This window comes from Vibrio sp. V33_P6A3T137 (assembly GCF_009904835.1).
Taxonomy (GTDB): Bacteria; Pseudomonadota; Gammaproteobacteria; order Enterobacterales; family Vibrionaceae; genus Vibrio; species Vibrio metschnikovii.
Window position 1 is genome coordinate 77,599 of the sequence record NZ_WXWK01000046.1, and the last position, 15,714, is coordinate 93,312.

17 protein-coding genes are annotated in these 15,714 nt (G+C 42.5%); 4 read left to right on the top strand and 13 right to left on the bottom strand.

The window, feature by feature from the left end; translation table 11 throughout:
- Positions 1 to 33: 33 nt before the first annotated feature.
- The 11 genes from CAG60_RS03845 to bolA all read right to left on the bottom strand — a co-directional run bounded on the left by CAG60_RS03845 (position 34) and on the right by bolA (position 10,378).
- A complete protein-coding gene (locus CAG60_RS03845) occupies positions 34 to 777 on the bottom strand; it encodes a DUF2884 family protein (protein ID WP_161438339.1) in 744 nt (247 codons plus the stop codon).
- Between the two features lie 117 nt (positions 778 to 894).
- Entirely contained in the window at positions 895 to 1,959 is a 1,065-nt protein-coding gene (gene dinB, locus CAG60_RS03850) for a DNA polymerase IV (RefSeq protein ID WP_154170317.1), read from the bottom strand.
- Between the two features lie 271 nt (positions 1,960 to 2,230).
- Positions 2,231 to 2,464 carry a (Na+)-NQR maturation NqrM gene (gene nqrM / locus CAG60_RS03855; RefSeq protein WP_040904064.1) on the bottom strand — a complete coding sequence of 78 codons (234 nt, stop codon included), beginning with the start codon at positions 2,462 to 2,464 and terminating at the stop codon, positions 2,231 to 2,233.
- Between the two features lie 17 nt (positions 2,465 to 2,481).
- Positions 2,482 to 3,492, bottom strand: coding sequence for an FAD:protein FMN transferase (locus CAG60_RS03860; RefSeq protein WP_154170315.1), 1,011 nt, complete (start codon positions 3,490 to 3,492; stop codon positions 2,482 to 2,484).
- Positions 3,493 to 3,751: 259 nt separating this feature from the next.
- The gene (gene nqrF, locus CAG60_RS03865; RefSeq protein WP_004394630.1) at positions 3,752 to 4,978 is read right to left on the bottom strand and encodes an NADH:ubiquinone reductase (Na(+)-transporting) subunit F; all 1,227 of its coding nucleotides are present in this window, start codon (positions 4,976 to 4,978) and stop codon (positions 3,752 to 3,754) included.
- Positions 4,979 to 5,011: 33 nt separating this feature from the next.
- A complete protein-coding gene (gene nqrE / locus CAG60_RS03870) occupies positions 5,012 to 5,608 on the bottom strand; it encodes an NADH:ubiquinone reductase (Na(+)-transporting) subunit E (protein WP_004394628.1) in 597 nt (198 codons plus the stop codon).
- Between the two features lie 7 nt (positions 5,609 to 5,615).
- The gene (locus tag CAG60_RS03875; RefSeq protein WP_004394626.1) at positions 5,616 to 6,248 is read right to left on the bottom strand and encodes an NADH:ubiquinone reductase (Na(+)-transporting) subunit D; all 633 of its coding nucleotides are present in this window, start codon (positions 6,246 to 6,248) and stop codon (positions 5,616 to 5,618) included.
- Positions 6,248 to 7,021: a Na(+)-translocating NADH-quinone reductase subunit C gene (locus tag CAG60_RS03880; RefSeq protein WP_161438340.1), complete on the bottom strand. Its 774-nt coding sequence runs from the start codon at positions 7,019 to 7,021 to the stop codon at positions 6,248 to 6,250. The genes CAG60_RS03875 and CAG60_RS03880 overlap by 1 nt, the downstream gene beginning before the upstream one ends.
- Entirely contained in the window at positions 7,011 to 8,261 is a 1,251-nt protein-coding gene (locus tag CAG60_RS03885; RefSeq protein WP_004394623.1) for an NADH:ubiquinone reductase (Na(+)-transporting) subunit B, read from the bottom strand. The genes CAG60_RS03880 and CAG60_RS03885 overlap by 11 nt, the downstream gene beginning before the upstream one ends.
- 5 nt (positions 8,262 to 8,266) lie before the next feature.
- On the bottom strand, positions 8,267 to 9,607 hold the full coding sequence (locus CAG60_RS03890) for a Na(+)-translocating NADH-quinone reductase subunit A (RefSeq protein WP_154170313.1): 1,341 nt from the start codon (positions 9,605 to 9,607) through the stop codon (positions 8,267 to 8,269).
- Between the two features lie 450 nt (positions 9,608 to 10,057).
- Positions 10,058 to 10,378, bottom strand: coding sequence for a transcriptional regulator BolA (gene bolA / locus CAG60_RS03895; RefSeq protein ID WP_154170311.1), 321 nt, complete (start codon positions 10,376 to 10,378; stop codon positions 10,058 to 10,060).
- Between the two features lie 147 nt (positions 10,379 to 10,525).
- On the opposite strand from bolA, the gene CAG60_RS03900 reads away from it, so the two are divergent.
- The 4 genes from CAG60_RS03900 to CAG60_RS03915 are packed head-to-tail and all read left to right on the top strand — an operon-like array spanning position 10,526 to position 14,263.
- The gene (locus tag CAG60_RS03900; RefSeq protein WP_161438341.1) at positions 10,526 to 11,659 is read left to right on the top strand and encodes a methyltransferase; all 1,134 of its coding nucleotides are present in this window, start codon (positions 10,526 to 10,528) and stop codon (positions 11,657 to 11,659) included.
- A gap of 33 nt (positions 11,660 to 11,692) precedes the next feature.
- Positions 11,693 to 12,268 carry a YajG family lipoprotein gene (locus CAG60_RS03905; RefSeq protein WP_161426620.1) on the top strand — a complete coding sequence of 192 codons (576 nt, stop codon included), beginning with the start codon at positions 11,693 to 11,695 and terminating at the stop codon, positions 12,266 to 12,268.
- Positions 12,261 to 12,812, top strand: coding sequence for a peptidylprolyl isomerase (locus CAG60_RS03910; RefSeq protein WP_161438342.1), 552 nt, complete (start codon positions 12,261 to 12,263; stop codon positions 12,810 to 12,812). Before CAG60_RS03905 ends, CAG60_RS03910 begins: the two co-directional genes overlap by 8 nt.
- Before the next feature lie 50 nt (positions 12,813 to 12,862).
- Positions 12,863 to 14,263: an AmpG family muropeptide MFS transporter gene (locus CAG60_RS03915; RefSeq protein ID WP_154170303.1), complete on the top strand. Its 1,401-nt coding sequence runs from the start codon at positions 12,863 to 12,865 to the stop codon at positions 14,261 to 14,263.
- A 90-nt stretch (positions 14,264 to 14,353) separates the two neighbouring features.
- Here the strand turns inward: CAG60_RS03915 and nfsA are convergent, their stop codons facing one another.
- Both nfsA and CAG60_RS03925 read right to left on the bottom strand, forming a co-directional pair.
- Complete coding sequence (gene nfsA / locus CAG60_RS03920; RefSeq protein WP_161438343.1) at positions 14,354 to 15,076, bottom strand: oxygen-insensitive NADPH nitroreductase; 723 nt, start codon at positions 15,074 to 15,076, stop codon at positions 14,354 to 14,356.
- 9 nt (positions 15,077 to 15,085) lie between these two features.
- Complete coding sequence (locus CAG60_RS03925) at positions 15,086 to 15,418, bottom strand: DUF1904 domain-containing protein (protein ID WP_154170301.1); 333 nt, start codon at positions 15,416 to 15,418, stop codon at positions 15,086 to 15,088.
- Positions 15,419 to 15,714 lie beyond the last annotated feature (296 nt).

Here is a 15,714-nt window from a genome sequence, read left to right on the forward strand (position 1 = left end):
TAATCGAAAATCAATCCATCGACAATCGTTATCTTATGATTCATTCAGTAATGAGAAGTTTTTTAATCTAGGGATAGATTGATGTAATACTTGCTCTTGTTGCTGCAATTGCGTTAGCGAGCTACACAGCGCAGTCACTTCACTGGTCAATTGTTGTGAGTAATCATTTAAACGTTGCGTGACATGGATTTTAAGATCATCCATTTGCCGAGTGAGTTCAGTCAGATTCATTCCTCCTTGGCGCTGCATTTTTTGCGCAATCACCATAAAAGCATCCGATAAAAATTGTTGACTGATTGCTTGCTGAGCTCGTTCAAATTCTTGCTGCCACTCTTTCTCGGTGACTGAAAATTTTTGCGCAGGAAACACCCATTGTTCTTGATGATGATAGCGAGCCTCTACCTCACTAAACAAGGCTTCGATCCGATGCTGCACATTATCAAAAGCTCCAGGAGCTTCAAGGCGAGTCGCCACATCTTCTAATAGGATACGGCTACGCTGTAAGTTCTTATTGGTTAATTGTTGAGTCTCAGCCAAAATCGAATCAATCTGTTGTCGATAATCTCTTAACACCGCTTGTTGTTGATTCGTTACTCTTATTGGCTGCCCCGAAATTAACAGTTCATTTTGTTGGGTGATCACCGCGTGTTGATCAGTGCGATGAATTTCGATCTGCTGCGCAGTCATACGCAGTTCATTGTGCAATTCAACAGGACAGGTGATTGCCCATAATGAAGGGCTAACCATAAGCCCACACAGTAACAATAATTTTTTCATATTTTCCTCAAACTTAGTCGCGTGCATCTTATCCTAACGAAATGTCGACCCAGTTAGTGAATTGTCATAATCTGGCATGAAACATTCAGATAACGTTTGATGTCACTGCTGCTGATATTAAAAAAAGCTTAATTGAACGAAAGGTTCTGGCGGTTTTAAGGTGACATTGAGTCCCAGTAAGCGTATTCCTCGCCCTTTTTGACGCTGAAGGACATCAGCTAATAGCGATTTAAAATCATTGCGCTCTAGCTGAGTTTGTCCATGCTCAATCGTCGTGAGTTGAAAATCAGCAAACTTAACCTTAATGCCTTGCTTGATGATTCCTCGTTGCGGGCAAGAACGGTTTAGTCGTCGCTCAAGCTCAGGAAATAGAGTTTGCTCAATGAGTTGCCAACATTGTTCGTAAGTTTGAATATTTTCACTCAAGGTACGCTCAACCCCGACAGACTTTCTTTCACGCTCAACAACTATCGGCCGCTCATCAATGCCATGACTTTTTTTCCACAGTGAAGCTCCCAAGCGCCCAAAGCTAACCAACAGTTGTCGATAGTCGCTATTTTTTATGTCTTCACAGACATAAAATCCAGCTTGATGCAGTTTCTCTAAACTCACCTTACCAACACCTGGGATTTTACCTAAAGGTAAACCATCAATAACGCCTTGTACTTGTTCAGGTGTTATTACGCACAGTCCATTTGGTTTATTGATATCAGAGGCAATTTTGGCGAGAAACTTAAGTGGCGCAACGCCGGCAGAGGCCGTCAACTGGAGTTCATTCCAGATATCACGCCGAATCGCTTCAGCAATTAATGTGGCGCTGCCATAATAAGTCTGAGCATCACTGACATCTAAAAACGCCTCATCTAATGACAGGGGCTCTATAATCGCAGTATAACGCTGAAAAATCTGTTGGATATGTTGCGAGATAGTTTTATAGACCGACATTCTACCCGGCACCACCAATAAGTGGGGGCATAGTTTGATCGCCTGAGCCGTTGGCATCGCAGAATGAATACCAAAACGTCGCGCTTCATAATTACATGTACTGATCACACCGCGCTGTTTCTCATTCCCTCCGACCGCTAATGGTCGATCTCGATAGGTAGGATTATCACGCATTTCTACGGCAGCGAAAAAACAGTCCATATCAATATGAATAATTTTACGAATCGATTCACCCATCACGCATCACGAACAAAACTGTATGTATGAACAGTATAGATATTTCGTTATGAAATGCATATAAAAAAACACCTCGCCCAGATGGCGAGGTGTTGATTACTTGATTGAGAAAAGCGTTAATGGCTTTACCCTTCCTCCTTGAAGCGGCAGCGGTGTTGGTTGCGTTCGTACACCCCAATCATATAGTCTGCCTATGCTCATGGCGATTTACTCACTTGCCGCCTACCTGCAACTCCAAGTTGTTTGAGTATATTCATCGCACATAAAAAGATTAAGCAATTCGGTCTTTTTCCCATGCTGCTAACCGTTCAGCACGAGCTGCGGCACGTGCTTCTCGTTTTTTACGAGCATCACAAGGTTCAGGGCAATTACAAACCTTTTCAATACCAACCGCACCAAGACCGCCACAACTGCCTTTCACGACTTTCTTTTGAAAAATATAGCCTACTGCCATTGCAGCAATCACTGCCATAAAGACAGCAAATGTTATAAAAAAAGTACTCATCGTAACTGACTCACTCTTTATTTTGACCGATTAAGATAAGGCTGAAATGCACTGGAAACCACCTCTCTAAAGCCATCATCTGTTTTAATAATCATAAATACGGGGATTTGATTTAACTCAGCCACCGCCATCGCCTTTTCTTCACCTAGCACCATAAGACCCGTTGAAAGACCATCAGCGGTCATGCTCGATTTATCCAGAACCGTGACTGAAACCACTTTATTATCGATTGGATAACCCGTTTGTGGATTAATAATGTGTGAATAACGCATACCATCGCGTTCAAAATAATTCCGATAATCACCAGAAGTGGCAATAGCCATATTACCGGGTTCAATTATCTCTTGAACTGAGCGCTCTTGTACAGACGGTTTTTCAATCGCAATTCGCCAAGGAATGCCTTGAGCATTAAGGCCCTTAAGGCGCATTTCTCCGCCAACTTCAACCATGTAATTCTCAATCCCTTGCGATTCGATAAAGTCGGCAACAACATCAACTCCCCAACCTTTGGCGATGGTTGACAAATCAACGTATAAATCAGGGATAGCTTTACTTAAAAAATGCCCAGAAATGGATAAATGTTCTATGCCTGTTTTGGCTTTTCGTGCGGCTAACTCTTGCTCACTAGGTACTGTATCTCGGCGCGCTTCGGGACCAAAGCCCCATAAATTAACCAAAGGCCCGACCGTCACATCTAATGATCCCAAGGTGAGCGCATTCAGTCGAATTGCCTCTTTCACAACCGTTGCCGTTTGCTCTGAGACCTGAAAAGGCTCGCTACTTTGATGTTGATTAAAGCGACTGAGTTCAGAATCTTCACGGTACGTTGACATCTGGTCATTGACTTGCTCTAACAAACGATCGATCTCTGTTTGTAAATGAGATGAGTCAGGAATGCCTGCTTGTTGAGTGTACTTTATATTGTAGGTCGTCCCCATCGTTGGCCCATTTAAATGGACCAATTCAACTGATTTTTCACATCCAGCCATAAAAATTAGCGATGCGAATGCAACAAGCCATTTCTTCACTTATTAATACCTCATTAGATCATGAACTCATAGGTGTGTTTTATCCCTTACCACTTTCAGCCATAGTAGTGGCAACATTCGTGTTCATTTTCATCCGTTATCTTTACGTATCGAAATTCACTTACCTGTCGCCTAACGACAACTTAACGTCGTTTGAGTGTATGGCAATCAACAGACCTATTTTCTCACGTTATACTCTCGGCAGAAAAATAATGGCTGACTCATCTGAGCCAGCCATCGGTTTTGCGATAATTAGCGATTAACCGCCAAAATCATCCAGTAGAATATTCTCATCTTCTACACCGAGATCTTTCAACATGCCGATAACCGCAGCATTCATCATCGGTGGCCCACACATGTAGTATTCACAATCTTCTGGCGCATCGTGATCGCGCAGATAATTTTCATACAATACATTATGGATAAAGCCAGTATAGCCATCCCAGTTGTCTTCAGGCATCGGATCAGATAATGCACAATGCCAAACGAAATTCGGATTTTCTGCTGCCAGACCATCAAAATCTTCAACGTAGAACATTTCACGTTTAGAACGCGCACCGTACCAGAAAGACATCTTACGTTTTGATTTCAAACGCTTAAGCTGGTCGAAAATATGCGAACGCATTGGAGCCATGCCAGCACCACCACCGATAAACACCATTTCTGCATCAGTATCTTTAGCGAAGAACTCACCAAACGGACCAGAAATAGTACATTTATCACCAGCTTTCAGTGACCAAATATACGAGGACATTTGACCTGGTGGCACATCAGGATTATTTGGCGGCGGCGTTGCAATACGCACGTTAAGCATAATAATCCCAAACTCTTCAGGATAGTTAGCCATTGAGTAAGCGCGAATGATATCTTCATCAACCTTCGACTCGTAGCGGAACAAGTTAAACTTGTCCCAGTCACCACGATACTCTTCTGGAACATCAAAATCAGAGTATTTAATGTGATGTGCCGGTGCTTCAATCTGAATATAGCCACCAGCTCTGAATGGTACTGACTCACCATCCGGAATCTGTAGCTTGAGCTCTTTAATGAAGGTTGCTTTGTTATCATTAGAGATAACTTCACATTCCCAACGTTTCACCCCAAAAATCTCTTCTGGAAGCTCAATATCCATATCAGTTTTCACTGCGACCTGACAAGCAAGACGCTCGCCTTCTCGGGCTTCACCTTTACTGATATGATCAAGCTCGGTAGGCAGAATATCACCACCGCCCGATTTGATTTTTACTCGGCACTGTCCACAAGAACCACCGCCACCACAAGCTGAAGAAACAAAAATTCCTGAACCCGCTAAGGCACTGAGTAACTTGCCACCTGGCTGAGTTAAGATGGCCTTATCTGGCTCACCATTAATTGAGATGGTAATGTCACCTGAAGGTACCAGCTTGGACTTAGCGAATAAAATCACTAATACCAACGCTAGAACGATAATGGTAAACATCACGACACCAAGGATAATACTTAGCATTGACTATTCCTTTATTGTTGCGGCCTACCCGACTTACAGTTGAACACCAGAGAAAGACATAAAGCCTAACGCCATCAAACCTACCGTGATAAACGTGATACCTAAACCACGTAATCCTGGAGGAACGTCTGAATATTTCATTTTCTCGCGAATGCCCGCAAGCGCAACAATCGCCAACATCCAACCGACACCAGAACCAAAGCCATAAACAATCGACTCAGTGAAGTTGTAATCGCGTTGCACCATGAAAGACACACCACCAAAGATGGCACAGTTCACCGTAATTAAGGGTAAGAAAATGCCTAGCGCGTTGTATAGTGGCGGGAAGAATCGGTCCAACACCATTTCTAAAATCTGAACTAAGGCAGCAATTACCCCAATAAAGGTGATGAAATTCAAAAAGCTCAGGTCTACTCCGTCGACTAACGCGCTGTCTTTCAACACCAAGTTATAGAGTAAATTGTTCACCGGCACGGCAATGGTTAGAACAACAATAACCGCGACACCTAAGCCAAAAGAGGTTTTTACTTTCTTAGATACCGCCAAGAAAGTACACATCCCTAAGAAAAACGATAGCGCTAAGTTCTCGATAAAGATCGAACGAACAAGCAAACTAATATAATGTTCCATTGCAGTTTTACTCCTTCGCTTCGACTTGTGCTGGTTTCACCGTACGGATAGCCCAAATCAAGAAACCGATTAAGAAGAAGGCCGATGGCGCGAGCAGCATCATACCATTGGGCTGATACCATCCGCCGTTACTTACCAGTGGCAAGACTTCTAAACCAAACAGTTGACCAGAGCCAAGCAGTTCGCGGAAAAAAGCAACTGTGATCAGGACAAAACCATAACCTAGCCCATTGCCGATACCGTCAATCAATGAGGGTAAGGGCGCTGATTTCATCGCAAACGCTTCGGCGCGTCCCATAACGATACAGTTAGTAATGATCAAGCCAACGAATACCGATAGTTGTTTAGAAATATCGTATAAGAAAGCTTTTAAGAACTGGTCAACCACGATAACCAACGAAGCGATAATCGCCATTTGCACGATAATCCGCACACTATTAGGAATGTGATTACGAATAATAGAAACAAACAAGTTAGAAAATGCAGTTACAAAGATAACCGCAAGTGTCATAACAAAAGCAGTTTCTAGCTTAGTTGTTACCGCTAATGCAGAACACACACCAAGCACTTGTAGTGCAATTGGGTTATTGTCCAACACTGGCGCTAACAAGCTTTTTTTCATTTCTTTTGCGTTAGCCATTAGTTCAGGCCTCCGTCACGAACTTTTGCAAGGAATGGACCAAAGCCCATGTCACCCAACCAGAAGTCAAACGTATGTTGTACACCATTAGCCGTCAGTGTCGCTCCAGACAGTCCATCAACACCGTGAATAGACCCTTCAGGCGCACCACCTTTGTAGACGCGAAGCGCTGGACGATGATTTTCATCAAACAATTGCTTACCTACAAATTGTTGACGCCATCTTGGGTTTTCTACTTCACCACCAAGCCCAGGAGTTTCACCCTGCTCGTAGTAAGTAATGCCCGCAACAGTATTACCATCCATTTCTACAGCAACAAAAGCGTACATCATCGACCATAAGCCGTTACCGTGCATCGGTAAAATAACTTTGGTGTACCCTTCATCGCCTTTAACTAAATAGACAACACCAAGATTGGAGCGACGTAGGATTTTAGCTGGGTCTTGATCGGCTGGTAGACGAATAGACTCACTAGGATTACGCGACGCTGCTCGCTGGTCAAAGTTTGCCGCATCTCCCTCAACAAAATTACCGGTACTAAAATCGACCAAACGAGGCACGATATTGGAGCGGAACTGTGCTTGAATTTCTTGCGGATTACGAGCTTCTAAGCCCGCCACCGAGACAATATTACTTTGCATATCAAGCAAAGCATTATTGGTTTGGCGGTCTTTTAAAATGATCGCTGAAGCAGAAACCACAATCGAGCACACTAGGCTCAATGCGATAACAACCAACAGCGTTTTTTTAATGCTATCGTTATTACTTGCCATAGCGGGCTTCTCTCCGTTTGATATTTCTCTCTACAACCAAATTGTCGAACAGAGGTGCAAACAAGTTTGCAAACAGGATAGCCAACATCATCCCTTCAGGATACGCTGGGTTAACCACACGAATGAGGACACACATAGCACCAATTAAGATACCATATGCCCACTTACCGTTATTGGTAAACGCGGCGGAGACAGGATCAGTCGCCATGAAAATCATACCGAATGCAAATCCGCCCAACACTAAATGCCAGTGCCAAGGCATACTAAATAGAGGGTTAGTATCAGAGCCGATCACATTAAATAAGGTTGCTAACGCCACCATACCAATCATAACGCCGGCAATAATACGCCATGAGGCGATACCCATATAGACGATAAATATACCGCCTAATATCAGCGCCAGTGTAGATACTTCACCAATCGAGCCTGGAATATTACCAATAAAGGCATCCATCCAAGTGATCGTCTCACCGGTTACCGTATGTACAAGACTGCCTGAACCACCTTGCGCCCACTGGCTAAGTGCAGTTGCACCTGAGTAACCATCAGCAGCCGTCCATACTGTATCCCCTGAAATTTGTGCTGGATAAGCAAAAAACAGGAAAGCACGACCAGCCAACGCAGGGTTTAGGAAGTTACGTCCAGTACCACCGAAAATTTCTTTCGCAACCACAACACCAAAGGTAATACCTAATGCCGCTTGCCAAAGTGGTAACGTGGGTGGAACAATCAAAGCAAACAGAATTGAAGTAACAAAGAAACCCTCATTCACTTCATGTTTGCGTACCATACAGAACAATACTTCCCAGAAACCACCAACAATAAAGACGGTTGCATAAATTGGTAGGAAGTAAGTTGCCCCGAGCAACATTTTGGAGCCCCAGCCTGCCTCAGCAGAAATGGTACCACCCAGCATTTCGGTCAACCAGTAGTGCCAGTTGCCTGCGATTGCTGCTGCTAAATCCAGCTGACCAGATGCAGACATGTGCAATAAGGCAGAAATGGCTTGGCCGCCTGCGTTGTACATTCCCCAGAAAGTAGCAGGGAATACCGCAAACCAAACCATGATCATGATGCGTTTTAAATCAACGCTATCACGCACGTGTGAGCTTTTTTTCGTCACTAGGCCCGGTGTATAAAACAACGTTGCAGCAGCTTCATATAAAGCAAACCACTTCTCATGTTTTCCACCTGGCTCAAAATGAGGCTCGATGTCTTCAAGAAACTTTTTAAGGCCCATGAAAATTACCCTTCCTTCTCAATCTTGTCGAGGCACTCGCGCAGCAAGGCGCCATATTCATACTTGCCTGGACATACAAAGGTGCACAGCGCGAGATCTTCTTCGTCTAACTCAAGAGCTCCTAAACGCTGAGCGTTATCGGTATCACCCGCACACAAATCGCGCAGTAGCAATGTTGGTTCCATATCGAGCGGCATGACTTTTTCATAGTTGCCAATAGGAACCATTGCTCTATCACTACCATTGGTGGTGGTAGTCATATTAAACAACTGACCTTTAAAGAAATGACCTAAGAATGCTCGTGTCACAGAGAAGCGGTTTTTACCCGGCATCGCCCAACCAAACAGTTCTTTTTCTCGGCCTTCACGCAATACAGAGACTTGCTTATGATAACGACCAAGGTAAGCATGGGGACCAGAAGCCTTTGTACCAGACAATACGGAGCCTGATATTACTCGTACATCGCCTTGCATTAATTCACTATGAGTTAGCTCATCCAAACTTGCGCCCATTACGGTACGTAGCAAACGTGGATTATTCACCACTGGACCCGCCAATGAAATCACTCGTTCATTGTACAGTTCACCGGTTAAAAACAGCTTACCAATAGCAATTACGTCTTGATAATCGATGTTCCATGCCACATTTTGCGCATTAACAGGATACAAGAAATGCATGTGCGTCCCGACTAAGCCAGCTGGATGTGGGCCATCAAAAACATGCTCATGCACATTCTGTTGAGCTGAACGAGGCAAGCTTACGTTCGATTTACAAACATAGACTTTATCTTCAGTGAGTACTGAAAGCACGTCTAGACCTGCAGTGAACGCCTCTGGCTGCTCATTAATGATGACACTTGGCTCTGCGGCTAATGGATTGGTATCCATGGCCGTAACGAAGATCGCTTTAGTGTGAGAATTAATGGCTGGTACCTTGCTGAACGGACGAGTTCGTAGGGCTGTCCACAATCCAGAGTCGACAAGTTGAGAGGTCACCGCTGCGCGGTCTAAACTCGCTAACTGGCTCGCGTCAAATTTATTGAAGGTGATTTGCTCATCGCCCATCTTTTCAATCACAACGGACTGAAGGACTCGCTTAGCACCACGATTAACTTCAATAACTTTGCCACAAACAGGAGAAGTAAAAACGACACCTGGGTTCTTCTTATCTTCAAAAAGAACTTGTGCTTTTTTCACTTCATCACCCACGCGAACATGCATCGTTGGACGCATACCCACGTACTCTTCGCCAAGCAAGGCGACTTTGGTGATGGCTTTGCCATCATGAATCACCTGGGAAGGAGCTCCAGCAATGGGAAGGTCCAAACCCTTTTTTATTGTAATCATACGCACTTGCACTACTTTTTTATTGGGAAAAAGATTCTTTCATTGCGTAAAATCGAGAACGAGACGGGCTAATTGACTTACATGCCAGTCAACACGATCTAACGCTCTCTAGACACGACATTGATAGTGTCCGTTTTTGGCTATTGTTAATGCCAAAACCGCAACATCCTTCTTAAAATCCGATTACCAGTCTGTAATGAGATTTGTCAGGTGCAATAGTTTAGCATCTTTTAGGAACTGGATGCCATGACCAATCCCCGCTTCATTCGCTTTATTTATCAAGAAATAGCTAGCAAGGAATGATAAATAATCATAAATATGACCTATCGCACAGTTAACCTTAGTCAGTTAACTTACGAGCAGAATTATTTGATTATTGGTAGATAAAATGCACCACCATGGTCTGCTTAACAATACAATACGCAAAGGCTGATAACGGCGATCACTCACTTATTTAAGTTCATTTTTAGAACCGCCCATACACATAGGACTATCAGGAGCCCCACCTTGCAATTGGTTCCATTCTTGTGGCGTGTAAGTATGAATAGCTAATGCATGGATAGAGTGAGCAAGCTCATCTTTTAACACTTGATTAACTTGTCGATGACGAGTAATTAAGCGCTGTTCGACAAAAGTATCGCTAACAATAATGACTTTAAAGTGGCTTTCTGAACCGGCAGGGACATTATGCATATAGCTTTCATTCAGCACTTGTAAATGCTCTGGTTGAAAAGCCTGCTGTAATTTCATTTCGATGGTTTCTTGAAGCATGATGAGTCCTCAACGACACAATGTCTCATTTATATGATGCTGCGATTCTACTCTTGCTTAATGAGAAGGAAAAGGTTTTGGTTTCTTGTTCCCTCTCCATTTGAGACAATGTTGTCGCCTTTCTTTAATCGATAATTAACGAACAAGATGAAAACAGAATTAACCTTGGATAACCGAACTTTAACGCTTCATCGATTTCCCATTCGCAGTAATGAAACGCTACAAGCTTGGGATGCGGGTGATGAGTATTTGATCTCTCATCTTAAGACGCTCAATCTACAACCTAATCGGCATATTCTTGTTCTGAATGATCATTTCGGTGCACTAAGCTGCTATTTATCTTTCGAACATCAAATCACTATGTTGAGTGATTCATTTATTGCCCAACAAGCTACGATAGCGAATTTACAAGCCAATGGTTGTCCCGCTATTCATCTCGATAATACGATGGCATCGCTCCCGAATAACATCGACCTTGTATTGATGCAAATCCCTCGTAATAACCGTCATTTAATTTGGCAATTGAGCCAATTAAGAGCCTCTTTACCCGCTCATTGTCCTGTAATAGCCGTCAATAAAGCAAAAGAAATCCATACCTCTACATTACAACTTTTTGAACAATATTTAGGCCAAACACAGACTTCTTTGGCGTGGAAAAAACATCGCCTCGTCTTTTCTCAGCCCGATGTTCAGCCCCTTCCCTCGATAGAAGAAAGTATTTGCTGGAGCATTGATGATAAAACGATTGAATTAACTAATCTGCCTAATGTCTACTCTGCTGAACGTTTGGATCAAGGCGCGCGTTTACTCTTAGATTATTTACCTCAAGATGACACCTTAGAGAGTATTATTGATTTAGGATGCGGCAACGGCGTTTTATCGGTCAAACTCGGGCAACTGAACCCAAAAGCCAAAATAATCTCTGTTGATGAAAGCTTTATGGCGGTGGAGTCAGCGAAACGAAATCTTGAGAAAAATTTATCATCACAGCATCGTTTTGAATGTTTGACAAATAATTGTTTAGATGGCTTTCCCGATCACAGCACAATGTTTATCGTTTGCAATCCACCGTTCCATCAGCAACAAGCCATCACTGATCATATTGCATGGCAGATGTTTTGTGATGCTAAGCGTGTTCTTTCTAAACAGGGTAAGTTGTTAGTGATTGGTAACCGTCACCTCGGTTACGATATCAAGTTAAAGCGACTATTTGGTAATACGCAGGTGAAAACTATCGCTAGTAACGCAAAATTTGTTATCTTACAGGCTATTAAGTCATAAGTATTACCGTTCACTACAGCAAAGGATTTGATCATGAAGAAATTGGTTATCGCCGCCTCAATTGCACTCTTAACCGCTTGTGCCGCACCAAAGCAAGAGCAAATTAACTTTATGCCTCAAGCAGTATTAAGTAGCAGCAATATTGTTAACAATGTCAGCTTTACCTTAGTCAGCAAAGATGTTCGTTCTGCGCAGTATGTGGCATTAGTCGACAGTGGACGCAATCATATTGAGCCAGTGCATGCAAAACAAAATCTACGTATTACCTTAGAAAATACTTTAGCTGAACAGTTTGCTTCGCAAGGTTTCCGTTTAACGGTGAATAGTGAAAACAATCTGGCGTTAGAGATTCAAGAGGCGTTAGTTACTGTCAAACACTCAATTACCTCGCATGAAATGAACGCCAGTGTCACTCTTGAGTTAACCGCCGAAACGCCTAAAGGTAAGCTAGTAAAAAGTTATCATGGTACAGCGAAGCGAAGCGCTGCTTTAAGTGCATCAAATCAAGATATTGAAAGAGTATTCAATGATGTTGTTAATTTAGTACTGAAAGAAATTGCCAACGATAGCGAGTTGCAAAGCTATATGAAGGATCGTTTCAATGGTTAAAAAAATAGCCGCCACAATTCTAACGATGTTCAGCATTACTGTATGGGCAGAACCACAGGTTAAATTTGAGACCTCTATCGGTGATTTCATCGTAGAGCTTGATTCACAATTAGCACCAATTACCAGTGAAAATTTTTTACATTATGTGCAAGATGGTAGTTATATCGGTAGTCAATTCCATCGAGTAATCCCTGGGTTCATGGCTCAGGGTGGAGGCTTTGACGCCAAATTAGAACCATTAAAAACCCACCCACCGATTATCAATGAAGCTCGTAATGGGCTACGCAATGATACGGCAACAATTGCCATGGCAAGAACCGCTAACCCAAATTCTGCCACACGACAATTTTTTATTAACCTTGCTGATAATCAATTTTTAAATCCCACCCAACGTCAAGAAGGCTATGCCGTTTTTGGTAAAGTGATCAGTGGCTTTGAAACTATCCAAATGATGGCCAAGCAACCAACTCGAACGATAGGCCATCTGAATGATGTCCCTGTAACCCCAATCGTCATTACCAATGTGACAGTCATTGTTGATTAATTTCTTCCCCCTAACTTAAAGTTAGGGGGAACTCTGTAAGGATAAGGCTCATGCCGAGCGGAACTCAATATCTTACTTGGTCACAAACCATTAAAAGTTATCTTGATCGTCGTCTTTTATGGGTATTTCTACTTGGTTGCTCAAGTGGCTTCCCTTGGGTATTGATCGGTTCAAACATGTCTGGATGGCTTAAAGATGCAGGCTTATCTCTAGCCGCTATCGGATACTTCGGTAGCGTGTTTTCCGTCTATGCCATTAATTTTCTTTGGGCACCTTTAGTCGATCGAGTAAAAATCCCATTCTTATATAAAAGACTAGGACAAAGACGAAGCTGGATATTGTTTTGCCAACTTCTGGTTTTTATTTTTACGTTGCTGATCGCAGGGGTTAATCCGGCGACCAATCTTATTTTAACATCAATGTTTGCTCTGGCGATCGCTACCGCATCAGCGACACAAGATATTGCCATTGATGCTTTTCGCATTGACACCTTTCCTAAATCAGAACAATCAAAGTTGCCTCAAGCTTCAGCAATGGCGGTGATTGGATGGTGGACTGGATATTCTCTACCCGGATACTTTGCTTTTATTAATGCCGATAGTGTGGGTTGGAACCAAGTCTATTACGGAATGGCGGCAATCGTATTATTGTTAATGCTGTTCACCTTATTTGTCGGCGAACCAACGTCTCATCGAGATCGATTACAACAACAAGCTGAGTTACGACACGGTGAAGTCATTCAATCTAAAGCCGCGACATGGCTCACCGTGACATTATTTGAACCCTTCATTGATTTTTTCCGCCAAAATGGAACTCGAGTGGCGATCACTCTATTACTGTTTGTCTTTCTGTTCAAAATTGGAGAAGCATTTCTGGGCAGGATGTCGATTGCTTTTTATAAAGATATCGGATTCACCAATGAACAAATCGGATACTACTCTAAGTTGATTGGTTGGGGATTAACTATGCTATTTACGTTTGTCGGTAGCATGTTCAACGTAAGATTTGGCATTATTAAAGGATTAATGATCGGCGGAATAGCGATGTCGGCAAGTAATCTTATGTTCTCTTGGATTGCTGAAGTCGGCCCGAATGAACATCTTCTGCTCGCTACAATTGTTGTTGATAACTTTACTACCGCTTTTTCTACTGTAGCTTTCGTTTCTTTCTTAACGGTAATGACAGGGCAAGCTTTTTCCGCTACTCAATATGCTTTACTAGCATCACTAGGCAACTTTGGCCGTACAACGCTTGCTTCATTTAGCGGTCAAGTTGCTGATTATCTTGATAATTGGTCACTATTTTTCGTATTAACTGCAGTTATGGTCGTACCCAGTCTACTCATGCTGTACTCATTACGTCATTATTTTAACAACATGCTCAACACGGCAAGAAAGCATCAATTATCAGAACTTGATTCACTTGATCGCTCAGAGAAACAAAGCAAGTGATAAAATTGGCTCCCTTAGAATATAAGCTTCTAGAGGGAGCAATTAGCGATGTGTTTTACAATAGCGCAGTAATGAGTGACATTATAGCGATCACTTTTTAGCCAACCCCTTGCAATGAAAATAGTCCTGCATATAAGGCCTCGATTCCTGAGCTAATTTATTACAAGTTTGCTCAGACCAACCTTGTTGCTTACTATTGCTTGAACGAGTTTGATAGTAATCAAGCATAATTTGATCGTACTGTTTAACACGCCCAACCTCTAAAGGCTGATAAGTATTTTCATGTACGATCACTTCTGGACTTAATCTTGGCTTTAATTGCGGGTGTTGATCCGGATGACCTAAACACAAGCCAAAAAGCACTGCACAATAAGGGGGTAATTCTAATAATTGATCAACCTCATAAGGCGAATTTCTTAATCCCCCGATGTAAACACCACCTAATTGCAACGATTCTGCTGCTAGCAAACAATTTTGTGCCATAATGCCCGCATCAATAGCCCCGATCAGGGTCAGCTCCATAAATTCTGGATGCACGTTATTATCAAGCGTGTAATGACGTTGATAATCAATACAAAATACTAAAAATTCGGCGGCGCTAGCGACATAAGGTTGGTTACCCGCAAGTTCAGCCAATTTAAGGCGCTTCTCTTGCTCAGTAATGCGTATAATGGATACCGCTTGCAATAAACTCGAAGAAGAGGCAGCGATACCCGATGCAATAATGGCATCCAACTGTATTTTACTGATTGGTTGATCTTTAAAAGCACGGATAGAACGATGTGAGGTAATGGTATCAATAACTTGATTCATGAACGTCTCTTAATAATGCTGAGCATTATCATAATAGTGATTCGGTTTTAATGCGGTAAATATCACTGCAACGTCAACTTGACTACTCAAGACTTGACGCACTTGATCGGTAATTACCGATGCGACTTGGTCTTGAACATTTTGTCCTCTATCAAACCAGAGCACTTCAACGAAAGGATAAGCCTGACTGACAGCCCCATCAAAGAAGAAAGTACTGTAGATATATTCAAAGGTGAAGTCCTCGCGAGGAGCATTGATTAGAGGCTGTAACTCGTTAATTAATGTCGCTGACAAAGCTTGGACTGTTTGCGGTTCTAATGCTCGAAATCGAATATGTGGCATACTTTACTCCTTTTGTTGTCATTTATCATAACAGCTTATAAATTGAACTTCGATAGACTACCAATCATTTACCACTGTTAAATAAAAAGAAAGGATATGGATTACTTTCGACTTTCATGTATCCGCCTTTGTCATCAAATAAGTAAATAACCGAAAATAAAAAAGCCTTAACATTGCTGTTAAGGCTTACGATTTGCTATTAACACCCAACACACGCATCTTTTGGCGATTAGCGGGATCCGCTGCTTTGGAGGCTGCCGAACTTAAAAATATTGTACCTAGATCAAAAAAGGTCT

What these genes read in the sequence shown, in the direction of transcription:
- nqrF (WP_004394630.1), bottom strand. Translation starts at nt 4,978, where the DNA reads ATGCTAAGTATTATCCTTGGTGTCGTGATGTTTACCATTATCGTTCTA.
- CAG60_RS03880 (WP_161438340.1), bottom strand. Translation starts at nt 7,021, where the DNA reads ATGGCAAGTAATAACGATAGCATTAAAAAAACGCTGTTGGTTGTTATC.
- CAG60_RS03890 (WP_154170313.1), bottom strand. Translation starts at nt 9,607, where the DNA reads ATGATTACAATAAAAAAGGGTTTGGACCTTCCCATTGCTGGAGCTCCT.
- nfsA (WP_161438343.1), bottom strand. Translation starts at nt 15,076, where the DNA reads ATGAATCAAGTTATTGATACCATTACCTCACATCGTTCTATCCGTGCT.
- CAG60_RS03915 (WP_154170303.1), top strand. Translation starts at nt 12,863, where the DNA reads ATGCCGAGCGGAACTCAATATCTTACTTGGTCACAAACCATTAAAAGT.
- bolA (WP_154170311.1), bottom strand. Translation starts at nt 10,378, where the DNA reads ATGCTTCAAGAAACCATCGAAATGAAATTACAGCAGGCTTTTCAACCA.
- nqrE (WP_004394628.1), bottom strand. Translation starts at nt 5,608, where the DNA reads ATGGAACATTATATTAGTTTGCTTGTTCGTTCGATCTTTATCGAGAAC.
- CAG60_RS03875 (WP_004394626.1), bottom strand. Translation starts at nt 6,248, where the DNA reads ATGGCTAACGCAAAAGAAATGAAAAAAAGCTTGTTAGCGCCAGTGTTG.
- CAG60_RS03910 (WP_161438342.1), top strand. Translation starts at nt 12,261, where the DNA reads ATGGTTAAAAAAATAGCCGCCACAATTCTAACGATGTTCAGCATTACT.
- CAG60_RS03845 (WP_161438339.1), bottom strand. Translation starts at nt 777, where the DNA reads ATGAAAAAATTATTGTTACTGTGTGGGCTTATGGTTAGCCCTTCATTA.
- CAG60_RS03900 (WP_161438341.1), top strand. Translation starts at nt 10,526, where the DNA reads ATGAAAACAGAATTAACCTTGGATAACCGAACTTTAACGCTTCATCGA.
- dinB (WP_154170317.1), bottom strand. Translation starts at nt 1,959, where the DNA reads ATGGGTGAATCGATTCGTAAAATTATTCATATTGATATGGACTGTTTT.
- CAG60_RS03925 (WP_154170301.1), bottom strand. Translation starts at nt 15,418, where the DNA reads ATGCCACATATTCGATTTCGAGCATTAGAACCGCAAACAGTCCAAGCT.
- CAG60_RS03905 (WP_161426620.1), top strand. Translation starts at nt 11,693, where the DNA reads ATGAAGAAATTGGTTATCGCCGCCTCAATTGCACTCTTAACCGCTTGT.
- CAG60_RS03885 (WP_004394623.1), bottom strand. Translation starts at nt 8,261, where the DNA reads ATGGGCCTTAAAAAGTTTCTTGAAGACATCGAGCCTCATTTTGAGCCA.
- nqrM (WP_040904064.1), bottom strand. Translation starts at nt 2,464, where the DNA reads ATGAGTACTTTTTTTATAACATTTGCTGTCTTTATGGCAGTGATTGCT.